Source organism: Streptosporangium sp. NPDC048047 (genome assembly GCF_040653115.1).
Classification (GTDB): domain Bacteria; phylum Actinomycetota; class Actinomycetes; order Streptosporangiales; family Streptosporangiaceae; genus Streptosporangium.
In genome coordinates this window covers 135,910-159,127 of the sequence record NZ_JBEZNH010000008.1, presented here as the reverse complement: position 1 = coordinate 159,127, position 23,218 = coordinate 135,910, and the positions used below count along the sequence as shown (strand labels likewise).

Genomic DNA, 23,218 nt, shown 5'->3' with positions numbered 1-23,218 from the left:
GGGGAGGCCCGGCCCGACGGTCGTCCGCGGTTCATCTCACGTGCGTGTCACGGCTTCTTCCGGCCGCTCCTTTCTCCGCCGCCGGGCCTCACGGGTTCCCGTCTCCGGTTCACCTCAGGCCCGCGTCCACCGCGGCGGTCAGGACCCCGGGGTCGCCGGACATCTCCCAGATCATCACGCCGAGCAGGCCCTTGCTCCGCAGCCAGGCGGTCTTCTTCCCGATCGACCACGCGTCGTCGAAGGTCCACCACTGCCCGCCGTTGCCGGTGTGGCAGTAGGTCGCGACCGCCTGCTCGTCGTGCTTGACGGTGCACCCCGGCACACCCGCCAGCAGGTTGGCGTAGCCCCGGGTGCCCGCCTCCTCCTGGAACTGCCCGGGAGCGGCGCCGGTGGCCGGCTGCCACTCGCCGGATTTCCCGCCGTCGGCGACGCCCTGCCAGCCGCGCCCGTAGTAGGCGAGGCCGACGGTGATCTTGCGGGGGTTCACCCCGGCCTTGAGGTAGACGTCGACCGCGTTCTCGACGCTGAAGTGGAACGGGTAGGGGTCGTCGGTGTCGGCGTACAGGTTGCCCTGGTGGCCGGTGCGGTTGGGCTCCCAGGAGTTGTCGCTCCCCGCGCCGTGGAAGTCGTAGCCCTGCACGTTGAAGATGTCCAGGGACTTGGCGACCTCGGGCAGGTCCCAGCCGGCGGCCACCTTCGCCGGGTCGGCCGGGGTGAACGCGGTCAGCTGGTAACGCTTGCCGGTCTCCTGGGTCAGGGCGTCGAGCTGCCTGCGGAACTCGGCGATCAGCAGCGTGTTGTTCGCCTTGTCGTCGGCGCCGATGTGGTTGCCGGCGTGGCCCTCCGCGCCCGGCCACTCCCAGTCCAGGTCGATGCCGTCGAAGATCCCGGCGGCGCTTCCCGGACCGCCCGCGGCGTTGTAGACCGGCAGGTTCCCCTTGATGTACATGTCGATGCAGGAGCTCACGAACTTCTTGCGGGAGGCGTCGGTGGCGGCCACGTCGGAGAAGTACTTGGAGTAGGTCCAGCCGCCGAGCGAGATCAGCACCTTGAGGTTCGGGTACTTCGCCTTGAGCTTGCGCAGTTGGTTGTAGTTGCCGCGCAGCTTCTCCCAGCCGGTGTCGGCCACGCCGTCCACCGACTGGGCCGCGCTCATCGGCCTGCCGTAGTCGGCGTCCGCGTCACCGGCGCCGTCACCCTGCTTCGGATCCTGGGGGTCGGCCGTGGTGCCCTTGGTGACGCCGTGCAGGCAGGTCAGGTTCACCGGGTCGATGTTGCCGAAGGCGTAGTTGAGGTGGGTCAGCCTCCCCGCGACGCCGGTCGTGTCGAGGTTGCGCACGAAGTACTGGCGGCCGTAGATGCCCCACTGCACGAAGTAGCCGACTCTGGCGTAGCCGCTGCCGACGATGTCGTCGGTGCTCACCTTCAGCGCGTCACTGGCGGCCGAGACGTTGTCGTACAGGTCACGGGCCCTGACGGTGAAGGTGTACTCGGTGGACGGCGACAGCCCGGTCACGGTGGCCGAGGTGCCGGTCACCGTCGCGGCCAGGGTCGTCCCGGTGTAGACCTCGTATCCGGCGATGCCCTTGTCGTCGGTGGAGGCGTTCCACGCGAGGGAGACGCTCGACGAGTTCTTGCCGGTGCTGCGCAGGCCGGTGGGCGCGGTGGGCGGCCGGGTGTCGTCGCCTGCGTTGTTGGTCGTCACCTTCAGCGCGGCACCGGCGGGGGAGAGGGTCCCCTTGCGGTCCTTGGTCTTGACGGTGAAGGTGTACTCGGTGTTCGGGGTCAGACCGGTGAGGGTCGCCGCCGTCCCGGTGACGGTCGTGGCGAGGGCGGCGCCGTTGTAGACCTGGTAGCCGACGATGGGCAGGCTGCCCGGGGTAGCGGCGTCCCACTCCAGTGACACGGTCCTGGTGGTCTTGACCGGTGAGCGCAGGTTGCCCGGCGCGGCGGGCGGGGTGTCGGCCGAGCCGTCGCACCTCACGTCGTTGATCCGGCAGTTCGCCGGTTCGGCGGACGCGCTGAGCGTGAACGCGGGGCTGTAGGGCTCGGTGGACCCGTGCGCGGCCACCGACGTGTTGTAGTGGGCCGGGCTCAGCGTGACCTGACGTCCGCTCTGGCTGAGTGAGCCGTTCTGGGCGTTGCCCGCGGTGACCCCGGCGGGCAGGTCGAAGGTGATCGTCCAGCCGTTGAGCGCGGCGTCGGTGTTGTTGGCGACCACGAACCTGCCCTGCGTCCCGCCGGCCGAGTAGGTCGCGGTGACGGGCGCGTCAGGAGGAGGCGGATCACCGCTGCCGTCGCAGTTCGCGCCGTTGATCGTGCAGCTCGTGGGCCGGGCCGCGGCGCTGAGTGTGAACGTGGGGCTGTAGGGCTCGGTGTCGCCGCCGGCGCGCACCGTGTTGATGTAGTAGGCGGGGGTCAGCCTGACCCGCGTCCCCGTCTGGGAGACGGTGGCGTTCTGGGCGCCGCCGGCGGTGACCCCGGCGGGCAGGTCGAAGGTGATCGTCCAGCCGGTGACCGCGGCCGATCCGGGGTTGCTCACCACGAACTTGCCCTGGGTCCCGGTCAGGGTGAAGGCGGCGGTGAGGCGGGCGGCGGCGCCGGCGGGTGCGGCGAGGGCCGCGAAAGCGATCGCCAGGACGGCGGCCAGTAGAACGGAGACGCATCGGCGCATGTAGAAACCCTTACTTTTAGTAAAGTTTACTAACAATTAGGCGGATGCTAACTCCGCCCCGCTGCTCCTACAAGGCCCAAAACAGCAGTGAGACGATCGGGAACGCAAGGCCGTACGGCCTTCAGACGCCTGCCATCACCGCGACGCCCAGCCCCAGCAGGACGACGCCGGTGGTCACGCTGAGCCCCCGCAGGACGGCCGGCCGCGACACCAGGGCCCGCCCCCGGCCGACGGTCCAGGTGAGCAACGTGTACCAGGAGGCGCTGACGAGCGCCCACAGGGCTCCCAGGGCGACGGTCGACAGGAACACCGGGCCTTCCGCGGTCACGAACTGGGGCAGCACCGAGACGGCGAACACACCCGCCTTGGGATTGCCGAGGTTGGTGATCAGGCCGGTGAGATATCCGCCCGCGAAGCCGGTACGGCGCCCGTCCTCGCGGGGCGGGCGGGCGGAGACGGCGGTGAGCGCGGTCCGGATCGTCTTCACCCCGAGGATCATCAGCACGACGCCGCCCGCGATCCGCAGCGCCGCGTACGCGGTGGGACTGGCCAGCAGGACGGCGGACAGCCCGGCCGCGGCGGCCGTGGACCACAGCAGGAAGCCGGTGGCGTTGCCCGCGAGCGTGCCCCGGACCGTGCGTCGCCCGCCTTCCAGGACCTGCCGGATCATCAGGGCCTGGCTCGCGCCCGGCAGCATCGCCAGCAGCAAGGTGGTGAGAACGAAGACGGGCACATGTGTGGGCATGGGAAAAGAGCCCCTTCCAGGGATGGCGGCCGGTGGATGCACCCCCAGGCTTCCTGTCTCGCGCCCGTAAGAGAAGTTAAAAGAGAAGGGTGCAGCGTTAAGATCGGTGAATGGTGGTGGATCCGGGACAGCTGCGGCTTCTCGCGTTGATCGAGCGGCACGGCTCCCTGACGGCGGCTGCCCACGCGCTCCGCCTCACGCCCGCGGCGGTCACCCAGCAGGTGGTCAAGGCCGAGCGCGACTGGCAGGTTCCCCTGGTCATCCGCGGTCCTCGCGGAGCGAGGCTCACCGCGGCCGGCGCGCTGCTCGCCTCCCACGGCCGGACCGTGCAGGAGGCGTCGGACAGCGCCGAGGCGCAGATGGCCGCGCTGCTCGGCCACCTCTCGCTCCGCCTGCGGATCGGGGCGTTCCAGGCCGCCGCCCTGCACCTGCTGCCACCCGCCCTGACGGCCCTGCGGCACCGCCACCCGGACGCCGACGTCTCGGTCGTGGACGTGGTGTCCGGACGTGGAGCGGACGAGATCAGCGCGGGGCGCCTGGACCTCGCCGTCGTCGCGTCCTGGGGCGCGCCGCTCGCGCCGCCCCCGCACCTGCGGGCCCATCCGCTCTGTCGGACCCGATGGTCGTGGTCCTCCCCGATGACCACCCACTGGCCACCGGGCAACCCGCCGGCACCGAACTCCACCTGGAACGACTGCGCGACGAATCGTGGGTCTCCATCCTGGCCGGGCATGCCGCCCGCGAACAGTTCCACGACGCCGCCCGCGAGGCCGGCTTCACCCCCGCCGTGCGGTTCGAGACCGAGTCCTACGACGTCGCCCAGGCCCTCGTCGGCACGGGCATCGCGGTGGCCCTGGTCTCACGCCTGGCCCTGACCCGTACGCCGGGCACCACCCATCGCGAACTGGCCCACCCCAGGCCCTACCGCCGGATCTACGCCGTGACCAGAACCGACACCGGCCTCACCCCGCTCGCGGGCATGCTCATCGACCTCCTGCGTGATGTCGCCCGCGACGTCACCGCCACCTGGGAGGCCCTCCCGCAGGGAGAACGACCCTCACCGAACCCACCCCACGAAGCCTGAAAGGCCCTCGTTCCCGGATCGACTCCGCCGGCCGTGGCCGTGCGGGCGCGGGGCCGGGACCCGCGGTGCGACGGGAACGGCCGGGGCGTTCACGAAGCCGGTGCTCCGGAATCCACGTGCCGCCGGGCCGCCGCGATCAGCCTCCTGCTCGCGGCGAACGCCGCCTCCTTCCTCTCCGCCAGCGTGTCCCCGGGTCCGCCCTGGCGCAGGACCACCCCGAGGATCAGCCGGTCGCGGTCCCCGGAGGCGGGACGGACGGCCCACAGCAGCGCTCCGCCCGCCGCCGTGCTGGTGCCGGTCTTCATGCCGACCACCCCGCGCAGCCCGAGCAGCCTGTTGCTGTTGACGATCTCGCCCGCGACGCCCGGGACGATCGTCCTGACGGTGGCGACGATGTCGCGCAGCACCGGGTTCCTCATGGCCTGCCTGGCCAGCCTGAGCTGGTCCACCGCCGTGCTGACCGTGGTGGACTCGTATCCGCTCGCCCCGGTGTAGACGGTGTCCCTCATGCCCAGCTCGGCGGCGACCGCGTTCATCCTGCGGACGAAGGCCCGCTCCGAGCCCGCGTCCCAGCGGGCCAGCAGACGCGCGGCGTTGTTCCCCGAGGGGATCAGCATCAGCTCGAGAAGCCGCCGCTCGGTGAGGACCTGGCCCGCGGTGATCGGCACCGTCGACTCGTCCCGGTTCCCCGCCTCGATCGCCGCCTGCCGGTCGACCTCGATGGACGGCCCCGCGGCGTCCACGCCGAGCGGATGGTCGCGGAGGATCACCAGGGCGGTCATCACCTTGGTGAGGCTCGCGATCGGCACGGGCCTCTGCTCGCCGTGCACCCTGAGACCGTTCGCCCGCCCGGTGAACTCGACCGCCGCCTGCCCCGTCGACGGCCAGGGCAGCGCGGGCGGGCGGGGCAGGGCCGGCGGCCGGGCCGCGGTGGCCGGCGCCGGCCTGGAGCTCGACGACGGCGACGGCCGGCCTCGCGCGCCGCCGTGGACCGTACAGCCCGTGGCGGCGAGGACGGCGGACACGGCCGCCGCCGGCAGCAGCACGGAGAACAGCCGGTCCCGTGACCGGGGGAGGATGCGTGGTTCGCTCATGCCGAACTACGATTGGCGCCTGATGTGCGCGCGTCGTCCGCCGTATGTCATGGTTCATCGACGGCGGCCACCGCCGGCGCGACCGTGACACGACCATGACACGGCGCGGACGAGGCGGGGACACGGCCGGCCGACAGTGGACGGAGTTGACCGGGGGCGAGTTACGGAGCGTGCTGTGGTGCTCGGCGGCGTGTCGCGGGTGTTGCTGATCGAGGACGATCCGGCCGTGCGGGAGGGCCTCGAGCTGGCCCTGGGCCGGCACGGGCACCGGGTGCGCGCGGTGGAGTCCGGCGAGCAGGGGATGGAGCGGCTGCGCGCGGACCTTCCCGACGTCGTCGTGCTCGATCTGATGCTGCCCGGCATGGACGGGTTCGAGGTCTGCCGCCGCATCCGGGCCATCGGTGAGACACCGATCATCATGCTGACCGCGCGCGGCGACGACATGGACGTGGTGGCCGGGCTGGAGGCGGGCGCCGACGACTACGTGGTCAAGCCGGTGCAGCCCAGGGTGCTGGAGGCGCGCATCCGCGCGGTGCTCCGGCGGATCGGCCGGGACCAGGCCGAGCTGGAGCGGCACGGGGACCTGACCATCGACCGGGCCGCGCTGACGGTCTCCCGCCGTGGCGTGCCGGTGGGCCTCGCCCCGACCGAGCTGCGCCTGCTGCTCGAACTGTCCGGCACGCCGGGCCGGGTGCACAGCCGCCAGCAGCTGCTGGAGTCGGTGTGGGAGCACGACTACTTCGGCGACTCGCGTCTGGTGGACGCGTGCGTGCAGCGGCTTCGCGCGAAGATCGAGGACGACTCGGCGGCGCCCGTCTACGTGCAGACGGTGCGTGGGTTCGGGCCGGTGTGAGCCGCCGGTGACGCCTCGGCCGAGCCTGGGGCTGCGCACCCGGCTGCTGTCCGCCTTCGCGCTGCTGTGCGTGGTCACCGCGACGGCGGTGGCCGGCGGCGGCTACGTCCAGGCCCGCATCGCCATCCTGGAGCGGACCCAGGACGCCGCGGTGAAGGCGATGACCGGCCGCCTGCAGGCGCTCTACCCGTTGCGGAGCGCGGTGCCGGGCCCGGAGGAGCTCGGTGAGATCGCCGAGGCCGCGGCCGACCCCGACCAGGGCATGCGCGCGGTCGCCGTCTACCGCGGGACGCACTCGCCGTTGCCGCCGGGCCCGCCCCAGCCTCCGGGACGGGGGCGTCCGAGCCTGAGCCCGCCGGTCCTGGACCCCGGGGTGATCCCCAGAGGACTGCGGCGGGTGGTGGCCGGCGGCGACACCGCCTGGCAACGCGTGGTGTGGCGGGGCACCCCCTTCCTGATCATCGGCACGCCGTTGCTGATCACCGAGCGGGACGGGGCGGCGCGGATGTCCGGCATCGAGGTGTACGTCGCGCGCAGCCTGCTTCCCGAACAGCAGAGCATCGACGAGCTCGCCACACGCGCCTGGCTCATCGGCGGGGCGGCCCTGGCGTTCGCGGTCCTCCTGGCGTCGCTGGCCACCCGTGGCGTGCTGCGCCCGGTGCGCGAGCTCGGCCGGGCGGCGCGTCTGCTGGGCGAGGGCGAGCTGCGGACCAGGATCGCGGTCCGCGGCTCCGACGAGCTGGCGGAGGTGGCGCGCACGTTCAACGACACCGCCGCGGAGCTGGAACGGCACGTCAGGCAGCTGCGCGAGATGGAGGCCGAGGCCCGCCGGTTCGTGGCCGACGTGTCCCACGAGCTGCGCACCCCGCTGGCCGCGCTCACCGCGGTCGCCGACGTCCTGGACGAGGAGGCGGCCCGGCTGCCCGAGCCCGCCGGCCGGGCCGCCAGGCTCGTCAGCCAGGAGACGCTCAACCTCACCGTTCTGGTGAACGACCTCATCGAGATCAGCAGGTTCGACTCCGGCGTCGCGGCCCTCGCGCTGAACGAGGTCGACATGGCCGAGCTGGTGCGCGCGACCCTGCGCGTCCGGGGCTGGTCGCAGCGGGTGAGCACCGACCTTCCCACCGGGGTGACGGCGCGGCTGGACCCGCGCCGGGTGGACGTCGTCCTCGCCAACCTCGTCGGCAACGCCCTGCGGCACGGTGAGCCGCCGGTGTCGATACGGCTCCGCGCCGACCCGCACCGGATCTCCCTGGAGGTCCGCGACCACGGGCCGGGGCTGGACGAGGCGGTGCTGCCGCACGTGTTCGACCGGTTCTACAAGGCCAGCGCGGCACGGGCCAGGTCCGAGGGCAGCGGCCTGGGCCTGGCCATCGCGCGGGAGAACGCGCGCCTGCACCGAGGCGACCTCACCGTCGCCAACGCCCCGGACGGCGGCGCCGTCTTCACGCTGCACCTGCCGCGCCGGGCACACGAACCGGACGGAGGCCCCGAGTGAGAACCGGACCCGCCCGCCGCGCGCTCGCCGCGGGCCTCGTGTCGCTGGCCGCCGTGACCGGCTGCGGTGTGCAGCCCAGCGACGCCATCCCCGCCGGCGACCCACCGAGCGGGCCCGTCGCGCCGACCATCGCGCAGGCCATGAAGATCACCCTCTACCTGGTGAAGAACGGCCGGCTCCGCGCGGTGACGCGGACCGGTCTCCGGCTGCCCCAGGCGGACACGCTCGCGTTGCTGGCCGTCGGGCCCACCCCGACGGAACGGACGCACGGGTTCACCACCGCCGTCCCGCCCGGAGCCGTCCCCTTCTCGGTGGCCGTCGGGCCGGCCGGCCGCGTGGCGGTGAACCCGTCCGTCCCGGCCGGTGAGCTGTCCGCACTGGCCGTCGCGCAGATCGTGTGCACGGTCGCCGCCACGATGCCGGAAGGCCCCGCCCAGGTCACCGTCGTCGGCGCCGGGCGCGGCGCCGGCCCCCGCGACTGCCCGGAGTGACGGCGGCGACCCGTCCTCCGCTCCGGGCTGATCGCCGTGGCGCCGGAGAGACCGGGCGGAACGTACGGCAGGCGGCGGCGACCGCGGCGAGGGCGCGTCAGCGGGCCAGCGCGAAGCCGGCCGCCGCCTCCGCGTGCAGCCGGGCGCTCGGCAGCAGCGGCACGGCCGCGTCCTTCTCGGTGATCAGGAGCTCGATCTCCGTGCAGCCGAGGATGACGCCTTCGGCTCCGTCGGCTGCGAGATCGGCGACGACCTGGGCGTACGCGTCCCTGGACGACTCCCGGAGCACCCCGCGCACCAGCTCGTCGAAGATCACGCGATGGACCAGCTCCCGCTGCTCACGCCGCGGGACGACCACGTCGAAGCCGTGGGCGGCCAGCCGGTCCCGGTAGAAGGGCTGCTCCATGGTGAAGCGGGTGCCCAGCAGACCGACCCTGCGCATCCCCCTGGCCCGGACCTCCGCGCCCACGGCGTCGGCGATGTGCAGCACGGGCACGCCCGCGGCCCGCGCCACGTCGTCGCTCACCCGGCTGAAGGTGTTGCTGCAGACGAGCAGGACCTCGGCGCCGAGATCCTCCAGTTTCCGGCCGGCGTCGGTCAGCAGGGCGCTCACCTCGTCCCAGCGGCCGGCGAAGACGAGGTCCTCGACGGTCGTGTAGTCGACCGACCAGATGATGCTGTTGGCGGAATGGCTGCCGCCGAGCCGCTCGCGTACCCGCCGGTTGATGACCTGGTAGTAGATCACCGTTGATTCCCAGCTCAATCCGCCGATGAGACCGATGGCGCGCATGGAACTCCGTTTCGCTGGTCTGCGCCGGCACGCCGATCGGTGCCGGTCGTGGTGACGGTGCCGCCACCGGCCGGGGCGGTGCGTCGGCAGGGACTTTCCGGACCCGCTCGGTCCTTGGGGACGCACCGGCGGTCAGGCGCCGGCCAGTGCGCGGGCGCAGGCACCGAGCCCGACCTCGCTGGAGGCCTTGACGAACACCACGTCTCCCGGTTCGAGAAGCGCGGTGGCCAGCCTGAGGGCCTCGGTCACGTCCTCGGCGGCGTGGACGGCCACGCCCCGGTCCGCCGCCTCCGCCGCCTCGGCCATCGCGAGCGGATCCCCGGCTCCCACCGCGATCAGCACGTCGAAGCGGAGGTCGGCGACGAGCCGGCCGATCTCCGCGTGCCGGGCGCGGGAGGCGTCCGCCTGCTGCCCCATCGCACCGAGCACGGCGACGGTACGGCGGGCGCCGGCCAGGGCCTTCACCGCCCGCAGCCCGGCCCGCATGGACTCGGGGTTGGCGTTGTAGGCGTCGTCGACGACGGTGACGCCGTCCGGCCGTTCCACGATCTCCAGCCGGCCCGCCGATCGCCGCCGCGCGGCGCTCAGCCCGTCGGCGATCCCGGCGGCGTCCAGGCCGAGTGCGGTGGCGGCGGCGGCCGCGGCCAGGGCGTTGCCCACCTGGTGCCCGCCCATGAGGTCCAGCTCGACCGGGGCGCGGCCGGAGGGCGTCACCAGCTCGAACGCCGTCCGCGCCCGGTCGCGCATCCGCACGTCCTCGGCCCGCACCCGCGCCTCCGGCGACCTGCCGTACAGCAGGATCTGCGCCCTGGTGCGGCCCGCCATGCCCAGGACGTACGGGTCGTCGGCGTTGAGCAGGGCGAACCCGTCCGCCGGAAGCGCCTCGACCAGCTCGCCCTTGGCCTCGGCCACGTCGGTGATCCGGCCTCCCATCCGCTCCACGTGCGCGGTGCCGACGTTGAGCACCAGCCCGACCCGGGGCGGTGCGATCCCGGTCAGATACCGCAGATCGCCCTTCCGGCCCGCACCCATCTCCAGCACGAGGTACCGGGTGGCGGCGTCGGCGCGCAGCACGGTGAGCGGCAGGCCGAGCTCGTTGTTGAACGACCTGTCGGTGGCGACCGTCGCGGCGTGCCGTTCGAGCACCTGGGCCAGCAGGTCCTTGGTGGTGGTCTTGCCCACGGAGCCCGTCAGGCCGATCACGGTCGGGCTGATGCGTCCGAGCAGGTGCCTGGCCAGCAGGCCCAGAGCGTACTGGACGTCCTCGACCACGAGGGCGGGCACGCCGACGGGCCTGGAGGCCAGTACGGCGACGGCGCCGCCCGCGACGGCGCCGGCCGCGTGGTCGTGGCCGTCGGCGCGGACGCCGACCGTCGCGGCGAACAGGCCGCCGGGCGCCACCTCGCGGGAGTCGACCGCCGAGGGCGCGGTCACCGGCGTCTCCGGGTCGCGTACGTCGTGCATCGTCGCGCCGACGACCCGCGCGATCTCGTTCAGCGTCATGGGGATCACGAGCCGCTCCCCGTGGTGCTGCCGGCGGCACTCCTGGCGGTGCTTCCGGCGGTGCTCCTGGCGGTGCTTCCGGCGGTGCTCCTGGCGAACGCGAGGTCGATGAGGCGGCGCAGCAGGTCCGGGTACGGGACGCCGCCGGCGGCCCAGGCCCTGGCGTAGACGGAACGGGAGGTGAAACCGGGCATGGTGTTGATCTCCAGTGCGTACAGCCGCCCCGTGTCCTCCTCGTAGAGGAAGTCGGCACGGGCCAGGCCGTAGCCGCCGATCGCCCGGAAGGCGCGCAGGGACAGCTCACGCACCTCCTCGGCCACCCGTTCCGGCAGAGCGGCGGGGATGACGGCGATCTCGGCCGAACTGAGGTACTTGGCCTCGTAGTCGAGCCAGTCGCCGGGCGCGATGAGCTCGCCGGGCACAGAGGCCTCCGGCGCGTCATGGCCGCCGAGCACGCCGCAGATGATCTCGCGCGCGGTCACGCCCTGCTCGACGACGACCTCCCGGTCGTAGGTCAGGGCCAGGTCCACGCCCGCGCGCAGCTCGTCCACGGAGGTGACCCGTGAGACACCGATGGAGGAGCCCAGACCGGCCGGTTTGACGTACATCGGCCAGTCGAGCGGCTTCACCAGCCCCCGGTGGTCGGTGGCGGCGCGCCATTCATGGTCGGTGAACCACACGTACGGGGTGACCGGAATGCCCTCAGCCAGGAACGCCCGGCGCATCGCGACCTTGTTCATGGCCACGGCCGACGCCAGGACGCCGCAGCCCACGTACGGGATGCCCAGCGTCTCCAGGTGTCCCTGGACGACGCCGTCCTCGCCGAACGGCCCGTGCAGCGCGGGGAAGACCACGTCCGCCAGACCGCGTCGCAGTTCCACCGGCCATCTGCCCTGCCGGTCGATGATGACGGCGACGGGCTCGTACAGCTCCCTCGGCAGCGCGTCGAGCACGGCCTGCGCCGACTGCAGCGACACCTCGTGCTCGGCGGACGGCCCACCCGCCAGCACGGCCACGCGTACGCGTTCGGTCACGATCGATCAGCCTTTCTCGGTGACACGGAGCCGGCCGGACCCACCGCCGGAGAGCGGGCGCCGGTCGACTCCGTCCACCGTCGACCGGCCGTGTCCCCGCCCCGTCAGCGCCGTGTCATGGTCGTGTCACAGCCGCGCCGGCCGCCGTCGTCACGCCCGGCGGCCGGCGGCTGTCCCGTGAAATGCGCGGAGGCGGGTCACTTGTAGTCCTGCACCCAGTACTCGACGGTGTGCTTCTTGTCGAGGTCGGTCATCGCTGCACATACGACAGAACCCGCCGCCTGGCTGTGAAGGCAGGGAAGGGCGAACCCGCCGTGCGCGGGTGTCGCTGAGCGGGGAGAACCGGCCTGTCGGATCGGAGCGTTGCGGACCCCCTGTTCATCGCCGCGGCGGTGGGCGTCAGGTCGGCCGCGCGGCGAAAACCCATGGATGCGGGTCCGTGTCCTTCCTAGAATCGTGACCTGTGTTGTCCCGCCCTTCCTTCGTCAGCGACGAGGCGATCACGCGTGAGGTCGCCGCGCACTGGCTGCCCGAGATCACCGGGTACGCGCGCTGGTTCGCCGCTCCGCACACCGGCACCGAGGACGACCACACCGTCCTGGAAGGGCTGTACGAGGCACTGGCGGCGGACGCGGAATAGGCCCCGTGGATCCGGCCGCGTCTTCGGCCGCCGGGCAGGCCCGGGTGCCGGCCGTGTCGGTACCGGGGATCATCCGCTCGATGGCGGTCCAGAGGCCCTGAAGTCACGGCGAGCCGCAAAGTAGCGGTTGGATGTTCGGTATGTCTGATCGCGCGCTGAGCTTCGGTGTGGTGGCGGAAGCCTATGAACGGTTCCGGCCGGGATATCCCGTGGAGCTCTTCGACCTGGTGACGACGTACGCCGCCCGGCCGGTCAGGGCCGTCCTGGAGATCGGCGCCGGGACGGGCAAGGCCACCCGCCTGTTCGCCGGACGAGGGATCGCGGTGACCGCGACCGATCCCGATGGGGCCATGCTCACCGAGCTGCGCAGACACGTGCCGGCGGACGTCAGGACCGTACAGGCCGCGTTCGAGGACCTTCGGCCGGGCCAGAGGTACGGCTTGGTCTACGCGGCCGCCGCGTTGCACTGGACGAACCCGGAGGGCCGATGGTCGCGGGTGGCTTCGCTGGTCGAGCCGGGTGGCGTGTTCGCCTCGTTCGGGGGCCCGATCGAATTGGCCGACCCCGCTGTGCGGCAGGCGGTCCGCGCGGCACGATCACCGTTCCTGGCAGATGATGGCGTTCCCTCTCCGGACGGGACGCCGCCGGAGGCGGAGATGCAGTGGCCGGGTACGGAGCTTCGACGGTCCGAGTGGTTCGCCGATGCCCGGCAGGCTGTGATCGAACGCCGCCTGACGTTGACCGCTCACGACTACATCGGTCATCTCTCGACCGTCTCGGCTTATCTCGTCCTACCGGACGCGGAGCGCGAACAGGTGTTCAGCCGGATCATCAAGGTTCTACCGGAGACGGTGGAGATCACCGCCGACATCATCGTCCACCTCGCGCGCCGGCGCGACGAGCCCTGACGGTATGGCCACGCGCCCGTTCTCCTGGTCTCGTTCCGCTCCGCGGCTCGCTGTGGCTTCAGGAGCTCGGGGCTGTCATTCAGGCATGGCCGGACGGATGGCGGCTTCGGCGGGCACGTCACCGGATCCGCGGTGATCTCGATCTCGGTGTGCGTCACGGGGATCAGCTGTAGTCAGGCGCCCGTGCAGCCCGTCGGCGCGGCGATGAAGCTGACCGGCGTGCTGACGGCCGTGCCCGGCCGTGCCCGGCTATGCCGCCGACCTCACACACCACCTCCGTGGCGGACGATCGGTCCGCTGATCTAGTACCATGCCGGCTCAACGGGCCTCGGCGCGTCGGGGGAGAGGGCGGGACACTCCGCCTTCGGCGGCTCGGACCACAAGACGGGAGGAGCCCGATGCCAGGATCGGCGGGGCGGCCGATGCCCACACAGGAAGACGTGCTCGGATACTTCGGCACGCTGTCGAACTGGGGACGGTGGGGCGAGGACGACGAGTTCGGCACGCTGAACCACATCACCGACGACGTCCGGCTGGAGGCGGCGCGGGCCGTACGCCACGGCAGGAGCGTGTCGTGCGCGTGGGAGGTCGCCGTACCGGAGGAGATGGAGCGGTCGACGACGACGTGCCCGTGCGCCGCCGACATGCCGGGTGCCGAGAACATGCCGCTGCCCGGATTCCGCAACGACCGGCGCTGGGGTTTCTCGTCCGAGCGACTCGGCATCACGTTCCACGGCAACACCCTCACCCACGTCGACTCGCCGTGCCACATCTTCTGGGACGGCACGATGTACAACGGCCGGTCGCACTCGCTGGTCGACGCCGCGACGGGATCGGCGTGGGGAGCCGTCACGGCGGCGGCGAACGGGATCATCACGCGTGGTGTCCTGCTGGACATCGCGAGGGTCCGCGACGTGCCGTGGCTGGAGCCGGGGCAGGGCGTGTTCCCCGAGGATCTGGAGGAGGCCGAGCGCCGCCAGGGTGTGCGGGTGCGATCCGGTGATGCGGTACTCCTGCGGACCGGCCGTGGCCGTGCCCGGCACGAGGCCGGTGAGTCCGGCGGTTTCACGCAGGCCGGCTGGCACGCGTCCTGCCTGCCGTGGCTGCATGAACGGGGGGTCGCGCTGATCGGCGCCGACACTCCCCAGGAGGTTCAGCCGTCGGGGTACGACGACGTGTTGATGCCGGTTCACGCCGTGGGACTCGTCGCGATGGGTCTGTGGCTGCTCGACAACTGTGACCTGGAGGCGTGCGCGGCGATGGCCGCCGAGCTCGGTCAGTGGGACTTCCACCTGGCGGTCGCGCCGGTCCGCTTCGCCGGCACGTCCGGCAGCCCGGTCAACCCGATCGCCACATTCTGACCTCGGTTCACGAGGGGTGCGACGCCGTGAAGGACCCGGCCCGCCTCTGGAACGCGGTCATGGCCGGTGCGGACACGCCGTGCCGGTCGGGGCGGAGGAGACGTGCCGTCCGCGCCCACCGGGGAAACGGCAAGGCAGCCCGCATCATCCGCGCGCCGTGACCGCCGGTTGATCGTTGTTCCTCATGGCCTCCAGGCGACCGGGCCCGTAAGGGGGCTGAGAGTCTGGTGCGCGTGACAGTTGATGCGGTTGAGGAGTTCGAGCGGCATCGTTCGAAGCTGTTCGGGTTGGCCTATCGGATGCTGGGTTCGGCTGAGGAGGCCGAGGACGTCGTCCAGGAGACCTTCCTGCGTTGGCATCAGGCGAGTGCCGTCGCGTCGCCGTGGGCGTGGCTGGCCAAGGTCGCCACCAACCTGTGTGTGAACCGGTTGACGTCCGCTCGTGCACGCCGAGAAAGTTATGTCGGTTTCTGGCTGCCGGAACCGGTGCTGACCGCGAGCGGCGCTTTGGGCCCGCTGGACAGCGCCGAGCAGCGGGAGTCCGTCTCACTGGCCTTCCTGGTGCTGCTGGAAAGGCTCAACCCGGTGGAGCGCGCGGTGTTCGTCCTGCGCGAAGCCTTCGGCTACAGCCATCGGGAGGTGGCCGGGGTCATCGACTCGTCCGAGGCGAACTCCCGGCAGCTGTACGCCCGAGCTCGCCGGCGCCTGACCGAGGCGCGTGGCCGCTCCGATCGCCGCCTGGACCAGACCCGCCGCCGCGACCTGGTGGAGAGCTTCCTGAAAGCAGCGGAACAAGGAGACCTGCCGGGGTTGGAGAAGGTGCTGGCCGAGGACGTGACCGTGTGGGTGGACGGTGGCGGCAGAGTCAGCGCCGCCCGGCGGCCCATCTCCGGTGTCTCCAAGGTGGCGCGCTACTTGGTGGGGACGTTGAGCATCGCCGGTGAGGGGGTGCGGTTGTCGGCCACGGAGGTGAACGGCGTGCCGGGGCTGCTGGCCCGGGCCGGCGGGGAACTGGTCGGCGTACTGGTGCCGGAGACGTCGAACGGCCGGATCAGCGGGATTCGCATCATCGCCAACCCCGACAAGCTGCGGTTGTCACATTCCGGAGGTCCATCCGGTTCCTAACGGGTGACCGCGAACGCCGGGACCCGGCGTGAGGCGGTGACCTGACAGCCGCGCGAGGCCGGACCACCGGCATCGCGCTCCCCATGGAGGATTGCCACTCATGACGAACCCGATCCTGGTGACGGGCGGTACCGGCCGGCTGGGCCGCGCGCTCGTGCCACGGCTTCTGTCGGCCGGTCATGCCGTCCGCGTGCTGAGCCGCAGACCGTCGTCGGACGAGCGGATGTGGCGCGGTGACCTGGTCACCGGCGAGGGCCTGGAGGGAGCGGTCGGCGGCGTCGGTGTGATCGTCCACTGCGCGACCGGTAACGGCCGTGCGGACATCGCCGGCACGCGCAACCTCATCCGGGCGGCGGCGCGAGCCGGACGCCCGCATCTGATGTACGTGTCCATCGTCGGCGTCGGCCGGGTGGACATGGCCTACTACCGGGCGAAGCTGGCATGCGAGCGGCTCGTGGAACGCTCCGCCCTGCCGTGGACGATCCAGCGTACGACCCAGTTCCACGAGCTCATCGTCTGGATGTGCACGAGCCAGCGGTGGCTGCCGATGATCGTGATGCCCGGCGGGGTCAGCTTCCAGCCCGTCGACGCCGGCGAGGTGGCCGACCGCCTGGTCACGCTGGTCGGCGCGCCGCCGGCAGGCCGGGTGCCGGACATGGGCGGGCCCGAGGTGCGCCCCGCCACCGATCTGGCCCGCGCCTATGCCCGCTCGCGCTCCAGTCGCCGGCCGGTGGTGTCGGTGCCGATGCCCGGGGCCGGCATCCGCGGCTACCGCGAAGGGGGCCATCTGACCCCTGAGCATGCTGACGGACGGATCACCTTCGAGCAGTTCCTCGCCGCATGAGTGCCCGCACCTGGCTCCGTGCCGGCCTGGCCTTCCTCGCCGTGGCGCAGTTCGCCGTGGGAGGCTGGGCGCTGTCGTCGCCCCGCTCGTTCTTCGAGATTCCGTGGGTGGGGATGCGCATGCCGTACAACGCGCATCTGATGATGGACTACGGCGCGATGAGCCTGGCCACGTCGGTGGTGCTGGGCGTGAGCGTTTTCATCGTACGGCGGAGCATGACCCGTACGGCGCTCGCCGTGTACCTGGTGTTCGCCGCGCCGCACCTGGTGATCCATCTCCGGCTGCTGCACCACCTCACGCCCGGCGAACGCGTGCCGTTGCTGGTCGCACTCACGGCGGCCGTCGTGATCCCGCTGGTGCTGCTTCCGCTCACCAGCCGGCTCGAAAAGGCATAATTCCTCCACCTCTCGGCGAGGGCGGCGAGTTCTGTCTGGTCGCTCCCCGGACTCGCCGCCGGCGGATTCGGTGGCGGGTGGTTCCATACGGCTCAGGCGATGAAGCGGTGCCGTCACCGCGCTCTTCGCTCAGGAGGCCGCGAGCAACAAGGCCACGGTTGTTCCGGTGACCACCGCCAGCAGCACGGGTGCCACGGCGTGGGAGCGAGGCGTCCCGCTGCACACGCTGACCTTCTGCCAGGGCACGACGGCCCTGGCCGAGATGGACGTGACGGCCGTGGACTCCCCGTTCCCGCTGGACCTGTGCATCCCGCAGTGGCAGACGGTCGCGCTGCTGCGCGAGCGCGCCGAGGAACTCGGAGTCACCATCGAATGGGGCACCCGCCTGGTCGGACAGCAAGCCGGTGAGCATGGCGTCAGCGTGGAACTCGGCCACGAGGACGGTCGCGGCGAACAGTGCGAAACCGGGTGGCTGATCGGCGCCGACGGCGCCCACAGCGCCGTGCGCGAGACGGCGGGCATCACCCGGGAGAGAGCCGACCTGAAGCGGGGGTTCATCCTGGGCGACGTCGCCGTGGACTGGCCGCTCACGCGGGACCGCTCCCATGTCTACTCCGGCAAGTCCGGCCTCGTGGCGGTCTTTCCCATGGTCGGGGGCTACTGGCGCATCCTGGCCAGCACGCCCGACGACCGGCCGCCGCAGACCCCGGGGCTGGACGACTTCGCCGCCTACGTCGCCGAACGCACACCCCTGGACTCCCGCGCACGCGATCTGCAGTGGAGTTCGTCGTTCGTGGCCCGCGAGAGCCCGGCCGACCGGCTTCGCCAGGGCCGGATCCTCCTGGCCGGCGACGCCGCGCACAGCCACAGCCCGGTGGGCGGCCAGGGCATGAACACCGGCATGCAGGACGCCTACAACCTGGGCTGGAAACTCGCACTCGTCGTCACCGGGCGCGCCGAGGAGTCCCTCCTGGACAGCCACGAGGCCGAACGCCGGCCCGTGGTCAAGGCCGTGGTCGACGCGACCTCGACCACCACGAAGGCCGCCACCGGCAGCACACTGGTCGCCCGCAGAGCCAGGCGGCACGCGCTGCGCCTGTTCGGCCGGCTCAATCCCGTGCAGCAGCGGCTGTCGAACGCCTTCGGCGAACACCTCGTCCACTATCGCGACAGTGACCTCGTCTTCGAACGCTGGCACGAGTCGCAGGCCAGGGCATGGAATGACGTCGCCCGTACCGGACCGGAAGCCGGCGAGCTGGTGCGGGACGTCTACGTTGAGAACCGTGAGGGGCCGGTGGCGCTCCGTCGCATCCTCCGGGCGCCGGGCCATCGCCTCGTCCTGTTCGCGGCGGACACGACGGACTCCGCCACCCTGGCCGCCTGGCATGTCTCCGCACACGAGGCGATGGCCGGGCACGGCGAGGTCCATGTCATCACCCGCGGCCACCTGCCGTACGAGCCCATGGACGGAGTCTTCGCCGACCTGCGCAGCGAGGCGCACAACCGCTACGGCGTGCGCCGCCCCAGCCTGTACCTGATCCGCCCGGACAAGTACGTGGGCTTCCGCGGCGACAGCGTCGACTTCGCACCCGTGAGCGACTACTTCCGCGCCCTGGGCGCCCGTCCGTGACACCGCCTGCCGAGATGAGGAGCCGGACAACCCCGTGACGCAAGAACCGACCGTCCCTGAAAGCCTGGCCGGAATCGGCGCGACCGCCTTGGGTGTGGCTCTCCTGCGAGCCCAGGAGAGCAGCCGACCGGACAGGCTGTTCGATGACCCCTGCGCACGGCACTTCCTCCAGGCCGTCGATCCGGCGTTCAGCCCTTGGGCCACCGGGGCCTCTCCGGCGACCGCACGTTTCCTGCAGGTCATGGCCGAGCAGGTCGCCGTCCGCACCCGGTTCCTCGATCGCGCGCTACTGGAAGCCGCCGAACGAGGATGCGAGCAGGTGGTCCTGCTGGCGTGCGGCATGGATGCCCGCGCGTTCAGACTCGCCTGGCCGCCCGGCACCAAGGTCTTCGAGCTGGACTTCGCCGACGTGCTCGCATTCAAGGCTGCCGTACTCGACGGCCGCGGCGCGACCGCCGCGTGCCACCGCGTCGAGGTCGCCACCGACCTGCGCCAAGACTGGCCGCGCGCGCTGACGGCGTCCGGCTTCGACCCGGGGCGGCCGGCCGGCTGGCTGGCTGGCTGGCTGGCTGGCCGAGGGCATCCTGTACGCGCTTCCGCCCGAAGCCGCCGACCTGCTCCTCGACCGGATCACCACCCTCTCCGCCCCGGCGAGCATGCTCGCCCTGGATCACATGAAGGACTCCGAGCTGCTCCGCAGCGCCCGCGCGGACATCTCCGCCGAGCTCGTCGACCTGTGGCGCGGCGGCCCCACCGAGAACCTCGATGCCTGGCTCACCCGCCGCGGCTGGCAGCCCGCCGTGACGGACATCGCCGAGGCCGCGGCCGCCTGCAAACGCCCGGTTCCACCCGCGTTCGATCCCGCCCGCGCCGCCGCCGGCCGCGGCCGGCTGGCCACGGCACACCTCCCGGAACCTCGCTGAAAGGCCCCCGACGTGCCACCCCGCGGCCATCGGGCATGCGCGGTGCGCACGTACACACTCGAGATCCATCGGCTCTGAAGGGCGCCGGCCTCCGCCGGCCTCCACCAAGGCCCGGCCGGCATCCGCTCCTTGAGAGCTGACACACCCTAGGGGGTAGGTTGACTTCCTGGGCGACAAATATACCCACTAGGGGTATAAAAAGGAGGGTTGAGTGTGCACGGCATGTGCGTGCGGCACCACGGACGCCGTCACCGCCGACAGCGGTGACGGGGGCGCGTACTCGGTGAGCGGCATGGCCCTGCGCGCCCACCGGCGGCTCCGGTCCGATTCGAACATCACCCCGGACCCCTCCATCGCAGGCCGTGCGGTCATCGACAGGCTGTTGGCCCGGATGACGATGGCGACGCGGCGGACGGGGTGGCGGCAAAAGGGGGCACGCGGTTCCATGGAGCGTCTGGAACAAGGTCGGGGGAGGGTGCCGGGCTGACTCCGCCCAGACAGGCTGTCAGCCGACACGCCGCCTTCATTTTGAAACGTCCTGTTACTGGGGCTTGAACGCGGCCAGCAGGGTCTTTTCGAGGATCTCACCGACGGCGTCTGTGTCCAGCCGCCCGGCCGCCGCCTCGTCGGCGGCCGCGTGCAGAAGTGTGTAGACGGTGGTGACCAGCCACTCGACCGGCAGGTCGGTGCGGAAGGCCCCTTCCACCCGGCCGCGGGCGATGAGTCGTCCGACATGGGTCATCGGCTGGTCGTGGCGGCGGCGCACTTCGTCGGCGGGCAGGGTGCGCCGCGCGGCGGCATGCAGGCTGCCGAACCGGCTGAGCAGCGGCCAGCAGGACCGGATCACCCGGGCCAGCGCCTCGGCGGGCGGCCCTTCATCGGGTGAGGCGGCCTCGATGACGCCGATGCTCTCGGCGATCGTCTCCGCGAGCACGGTCCTCAGCAGCTGTTCCCTCGATGGGAAGTGCGCGTACAGGGTGACCCGCCCCAGACCGGCGGCCCTGGCGATGTCGGCCATGCTGGCGTCCGGGTCACGGGCGAAGGACTCGGTGGCGGCGGTGACGATCGCCGCGATGTTGCGCTCGGCATCGGCCCTCTTACGCGTCCCGGCCTTCCGATCCCCGTGGTCTGTGGTGTGCGCCATGTCCGAAGCATAGAAGGTAGTCGAACACCCCTGTTTGACTTGTTACCCGTACCCGGTATCTTGAAAGTCGTACATACATGTACGACTTATGTCGGCGGGGTCACCGGCGTCGCCGCCCACCCCTCGATGCCGGAAACGGAGTGCCCGATGTCTCATCCCTCGCATGCGCCGCACAGTCCGCCGAAGCCCCAGGCCCCGCCGCATCCGCGCCGCTGGGCGGCGCTCGCGCTGATCGGAGTGGCCCAGTTCATGCTGATCCTCGATGTGACCGTGGTGAACGTCGCTCTGCCCGAGATAGGCGTCGATCTGCGGCTGGACCGCACCGCGCTGACCTGGGTGATCACCGCCTACACCCTGTTCTTCGGCGGGTCGATGCTGCTCGGCGGGCGACTCGCCGACCTGTTCGGAGCCCGCCGGATGATGCTGATCGGCCTGACGGTCTTCACCCTCGCCTCGCTGGGCACCGGACTCGCCCAGAACGAGGTGCTGCTGATCGGCGGACGCATCGCACAGGGCATCGGGGCGGCTCTGCTGTCTCCGGCGGCGCTGTCGACCGTCACCACGACCTTCCACGGCGCCGAGCGCAACAAGGCGCTCGGCGTGTGGGCGGGGCTCGGAGGCATCGGCTTCGCGGCCGGGGTGTTGCTCGGCGGGATACTCACCGCGGGTCCCGGCTGGCGATGGGCGTTCTTCGTCAACGTGCCGGTCGGCACCGCGGTGCTGGCCACCCTCCCGGCAACCGTCCCCGCCGCCCTCCGGCCGCACCGGGACCGGCGGCGTGTCGACCTTCTCGGGGCCCTGGCCGTCACCGCCGCCACCGGCTCGCTCATCTACGGGCTGGTCACCGCCGGGGACGACGGCTGGGGCTCCGCGGCGACCCTGGTGCCGCTGGCCGCCGCCGCCCTGCTGTACGCGGTGTTCGCCGGCATCGAACGGACGGTGCGTTCCCCGCTGATGCACGTGGGCATGCTGGTCCGCCGCCCCGTGGCCGCGGGCGCGTTCCTGATGCTCACCGGCTCCGGCCTGCTGATCTCCCTGTTCTTCCTCGGCTCGCTCTACCTGCAGCACCTGCGCCACCTCGGCGCGCTGGAGACCGGGCTGCTGTTCCTGCCCGCCGCGCTGGCCACCGGGGCCGGGGCGCACCTGGCCGGCCGTCTCGTCGGCGGCGTCGGCATCCGGCCGGTCGCCGCCACCGGCCTCGCCCTGGTCGCGGCCGGCACCGGGCTGCTCGCCCGGCTTTCGGCGGACGGCAGCGTCTACACCGGCCTGCTGCCCGGGATCGTCATCGCCGCGGCCGGAGTCGGCCCGGTCTTCGTCGCCGCCACCACCTCCGCGCTGGCCCACGTCGATCACGGTGAGGAAGGGCTCGCCTCCGGCGTGATCAATACCTTCCATGAGCTGGGAGGCGCCATCGGTGTCGCGACGGCCTCCTCCCTCGCTGCGGCGGGGCTCACCGGCCTGCCCTCCATCGGCGGGTTCACCGGCGCCTACACCGCCACGGCCGTCGCCGCCGCCGCGGCGGCCGTCCTCGCCCTGGCACTGGTCCCCCCGGGCAAGCCGGAGATCAGCGGCCTCCACCACGCCCACTGAGATCACCGGACACAGCGCCGACGCCGATCTCCACCGCGATTCCGCAAACCCTGGGAGGAACACAGATGGAACTGGGTGCCGATACCGAACTCGTCCTGCTGGCCGCCGGGCTGATCTTCTTGTGGGCGTTGGTGCTGGGCGGGTGGAAATACCGGCAGATGGCCCGGTCCGAGGATCACCTGGCCCATCCCTACGTGGGCATGGCGCATCGCGCCGCCCTGCTCTACTCGTTCGCCACCCTGCTGGTCGCCGCCTTCGTCCAGTTCAGCGGCTGGAACACGATCGTGAACCTGCTGTCCGCCGGGGCGATCGTGCTGTTCTTCGTAGGTGCGATCAGCGCATACGTCTATCACGGCCGGCGCCGCGACACCGACAACCAGTTTCGTGATCCGGTCCGTGGCACCGCCGCATTCATGATCGCATTGATCGTCGCCGAGACCGGCGGCTTCGCCGTCCTGCTCCTCGGCTTCGTGCGGGCGCAGCTGCTCTGAGTCGCCTCCGTGACGGCCCCGTCCGCACTCACGCCGACGGAGTCGCTGAAGCGATCCGGGCGGTGCGTCTGGCCCGCTCGGGTATGGCCGAGGTCCGCACCGCGTGCATCAACGAGGTGTGCAAACCTCCCGCTCGCCGCGCCCGCCGGGCTGTGCGAGGGATGACGGGTATCCCCACGACCAAGACCTGCGTCGCTCGCCGCGGTCACCGTGGTCGCCGGCGGGCTGGCCAGGACCAGCCCGCCGGGCCGCTGCATCGACGCGATCTTCCCCGATGACCCCGCCCGCTACCACGCCACCGTCTGCGACGACGCCTACTGCGCCAGCCACGATCTGCTGGAGCGGCCTCCGGTCCCCGAACCCGAGGAGATCAAGGATCCTGGCGAGGCCGAGGCGACGCGC

20 protein-coding genes and 2 pseudogenes are annotated in these 23,218 nt (G+C 71.8%); 15 read left to right on the top strand and 7 right to left on the bottom strand.

The annotated features are described in order from the left end of the window. Positions 1-109 precede the first annotated feature (109 nt). Together AB0D67_RS10125 and AB0D67_RS10120 are read right to left on the bottom strand one after the other, a co-directional pair. Entirely contained in the window at positions 110-2,674 is a 2,565-nt protein-coding gene (locus tag AB0D67_RS10125; protein ID WP_362931995.1) for a glycosyl hydrolase family 18 protein, read from the bottom strand. A gap of 121 nt (positions 2,675-2,795) precedes the next feature. Then, positions 2,796-3,419, bottom strand: a complete 624-nt coding sequence (locus AB0D67_RS10120; protein WP_362931993.1) for a LysE family translocator — start codon at positions 3,417-3,419, stop codon at positions 2,796-2,798. 110 nt (positions 3,420-3,529) lie between these two features. Here AB0D67_RS10120 and AB0D67_RS10115 point away from each other — a divergent pair. Further along, positions 3,530-4,503: pseudogene (locus AB0D67_RS10115) on the top strand (LysR family transcriptional regulator). 89 nt (positions 4,504-4,592) lie between these two features. Here the strand turns inward: AB0D67_RS10115 and AB0D67_RS10110 are convergent. After that, positions 4,593-5,597 carry a serine hydrolase gene (locus tag AB0D67_RS10110; RefSeq protein WP_362931991.1) on the bottom strand — a complete coding sequence of 335 codons (1,005 nt, stop codon included), beginning with the start codon at positions 5,595-5,597 and terminating at the stop codon, positions 4,593-4,595. Positions 5,598-5,787: 190 nt separating this feature from the next. On the opposite strand from AB0D67_RS10110, the gene AB0D67_RS10105 reads away from it, so the two are divergent. From AB0D67_RS10105 to AB0D67_RS10095, 3 genes are read left to right on the top strand one after another with little or no spacing between them, the layout of a single operon-like run. Further along, the gene (locus tag AB0D67_RS10105; protein ID WP_362932118.1) at positions 5,788-6,450 is read left to right on the top strand and encodes a response regulator transcription factor; all 663 of its coding nucleotides are present in this window, start codon (positions 5,788-5,790) and stop codon (positions 6,448-6,450) included. A gap of 7 nt (positions 6,451-6,457) precedes the next feature. After that, positions 6,458-7,948, top strand: a complete 1,491-nt coding sequence (locus AB0D67_RS10100) for a HAMP domain-containing sensor histidine kinase (protein WP_362931989.1) — start codon at positions 6,458-6,460, stop codon at positions 7,946-7,948. Continuing rightward, a complete protein-coding gene (locus tag AB0D67_RS10095) occupies positions 7,945-8,439 on the top strand; it encodes a hypothetical protein (RefSeq protein WP_362931987.1) in 495 nt (164 codons plus the stop codon). The genes AB0D67_RS10100 and AB0D67_RS10095 overlap by 4 nt, the downstream gene beginning before the upstream one ends. Positions 8,440-8,536: 97 nt before the next feature. On the opposite strand, the gene AB0D67_RS10090 is transcribed toward AB0D67_RS10095, so the two are convergent. The 3 genes from AB0D67_RS10090 to AB0D67_RS10080 form a co-directional block, all read right to left on the bottom strand. Next, entirely contained in the window at positions 8,537-9,229 is a 693-nt protein-coding gene (locus AB0D67_RS10090; protein WP_362931985.1) for an aspartate/glutamate racemase family protein, read from the bottom strand. Between the two features lie 132 nt (positions 9,230-9,361). Then, positions 9,362-10,732: a UDP-N-acetylmuramoyl-tripeptide--D-alanyl-D-alanine ligase gene (gene murF, locus AB0D67_RS10085; protein WP_362932116.1), complete on the bottom strand. Its 1,371-nt coding sequence runs from the start codon at positions 10,730-10,732 to the stop codon at positions 9,362-9,364. A gap of 5 nt (positions 10,733-10,737) precedes the next feature. Continuing rightward, a complete protein-coding gene (locus AB0D67_RS10080; RefSeq protein ID WP_362931983.1) occupies positions 10,738-11,766 on the bottom strand; it encodes a D-alanine--D-alanine ligase family protein in 1,029 nt (342 codons plus the stop codon). A gap of 463 nt (positions 11,767-12,229) precedes the next feature. Here AB0D67_RS10080 and AB0D67_RS10075 point away from each other — a divergent pair, with 463 nt between their 5' ends. The 9 genes and pseudogenes from AB0D67_RS10075 (at position 12,230) to AB0D67_RS10035 (ending at position 19,591) form a co-directional block, all read left to right on the top strand. After that, positions 12,230-12,406: a hypothetical protein gene (locus tag AB0D67_RS10075; protein ID WP_362931981.1), complete on the top strand. Its 177-nt coding sequence runs from the start codon at positions 12,230-12,232 to the stop codon at positions 12,404-12,406. A 140-nt stretch (positions 12,407-12,546) separates the two neighbouring features. Next, complete coding sequence (locus AB0D67_RS10070) at positions 12,547-13,314, top strand: class I SAM-dependent methyltransferase (RefSeq protein WP_362931979.1); 768 nt, start codon at positions 12,547-12,549, stop codon at positions 13,312-13,314. A 422-nt stretch (positions 13,315-13,736) separates the two neighbouring features. Then, complete coding sequence (locus AB0D67_RS10065; RefSeq protein WP_362931977.1) at positions 13,737-14,675, top strand: cyclase family protein; 939 nt, start codon at positions 13,737-13,739, stop codon at positions 14,673-14,675. Between the two features lie 233 nt (positions 14,676-14,908). Further along, positions 14,909-15,799: an RNA polymerase sigma-70 factor gene (locus AB0D67_RS10060; RefSeq protein WP_362931974.1), complete on the top strand. Its 891-nt coding sequence runs from the start codon at positions 14,909-14,911 to the stop codon at positions 15,797-15,799. A gap of 100 nt (positions 15,800-15,899) precedes the next feature. Next, entirely contained in the window at positions 15,900-16,643 is a 744-nt protein-coding gene (locus AB0D67_RS10055) for an NAD(P)H-binding protein (RefSeq protein ID WP_362931972.1), read from the top strand. Continuing rightward, positions 16,640-17,038 (top strand): hypothetical protein, encoded by a 399-nt coding sequence (locus tag AB0D67_RS10050; protein WP_362931970.1) that lies wholly within the window; start codon positions 16,640-16,642, stop codon positions 17,036-17,038. The genes AB0D67_RS10055 and AB0D67_RS10050 overlap by 4 nt, the downstream gene beginning before the upstream one ends. 166 nt (positions 17,039-17,204) lie before the next feature. Next, on the top strand, positions 17,205-18,668 hold the full coding sequence (locus tag AB0D67_RS10045) for an FAD-dependent monooxygenase (RefSeq protein WP_362931968.1): 1,464 nt from the start codon (positions 17,205-17,207) through the stop codon (positions 18,666-18,668). 34 nt (positions 18,669-18,702) lie between these two features. Then, positions 18,703-19,167: pseudogene (locus AB0D67_RS10040) on the top strand (SAM-dependent methyltransferase); the annotation flags it as partial. A 175-nt stretch (positions 19,168-19,342) separates the two neighbouring features. After that, a complete protein-coding gene (locus tag AB0D67_RS10035; RefSeq protein ID WP_362932130.1) occupies positions 19,343-19,591 on the top strand; it encodes a hypothetical protein in 249 nt (82 codons plus the stop codon). Positions 19,592-20,132: 541 nt separating this feature from the next. On the opposite strand, the gene AB0D67_RS10030 is transcribed toward AB0D67_RS10035, so the two are convergent. Next, positions 20,133-20,735 carry a TetR/AcrR family transcriptional regulator gene (locus AB0D67_RS10030; RefSeq protein ID WP_362931966.1) on the bottom strand — a complete coding sequence of 201 codons (603 nt, stop codon included), beginning with the start codon at positions 20,733-20,735 and terminating at the stop codon, positions 20,133-20,135. A 147-nt stretch (positions 20,736-20,882) separates the two neighbouring features. On the opposite strand from AB0D67_RS10030, the gene AB0D67_RS10025 reads away from it, so the two are divergent. Further along, positions 20,883-22,325 (top strand): MFS transporter, encoded by a 1,443-nt coding sequence (locus AB0D67_RS10025; RefSeq protein ID WP_362931964.1) that lies wholly within the window; start codon positions 20,883-20,885, stop codon positions 22,323-22,325. Positions 22,326-22,390: 65 nt separating this feature from the next. After that, positions 22,391-22,816: a hypothetical protein gene (locus AB0D67_RS10020; protein ID WP_362931962.1), complete on the top strand. Its 426-nt coding sequence runs from the start codon at positions 22,391-22,393 to the stop codon at positions 22,814-22,816. Positions 22,817-23,218: the final 402 nt, after the last annotated feature.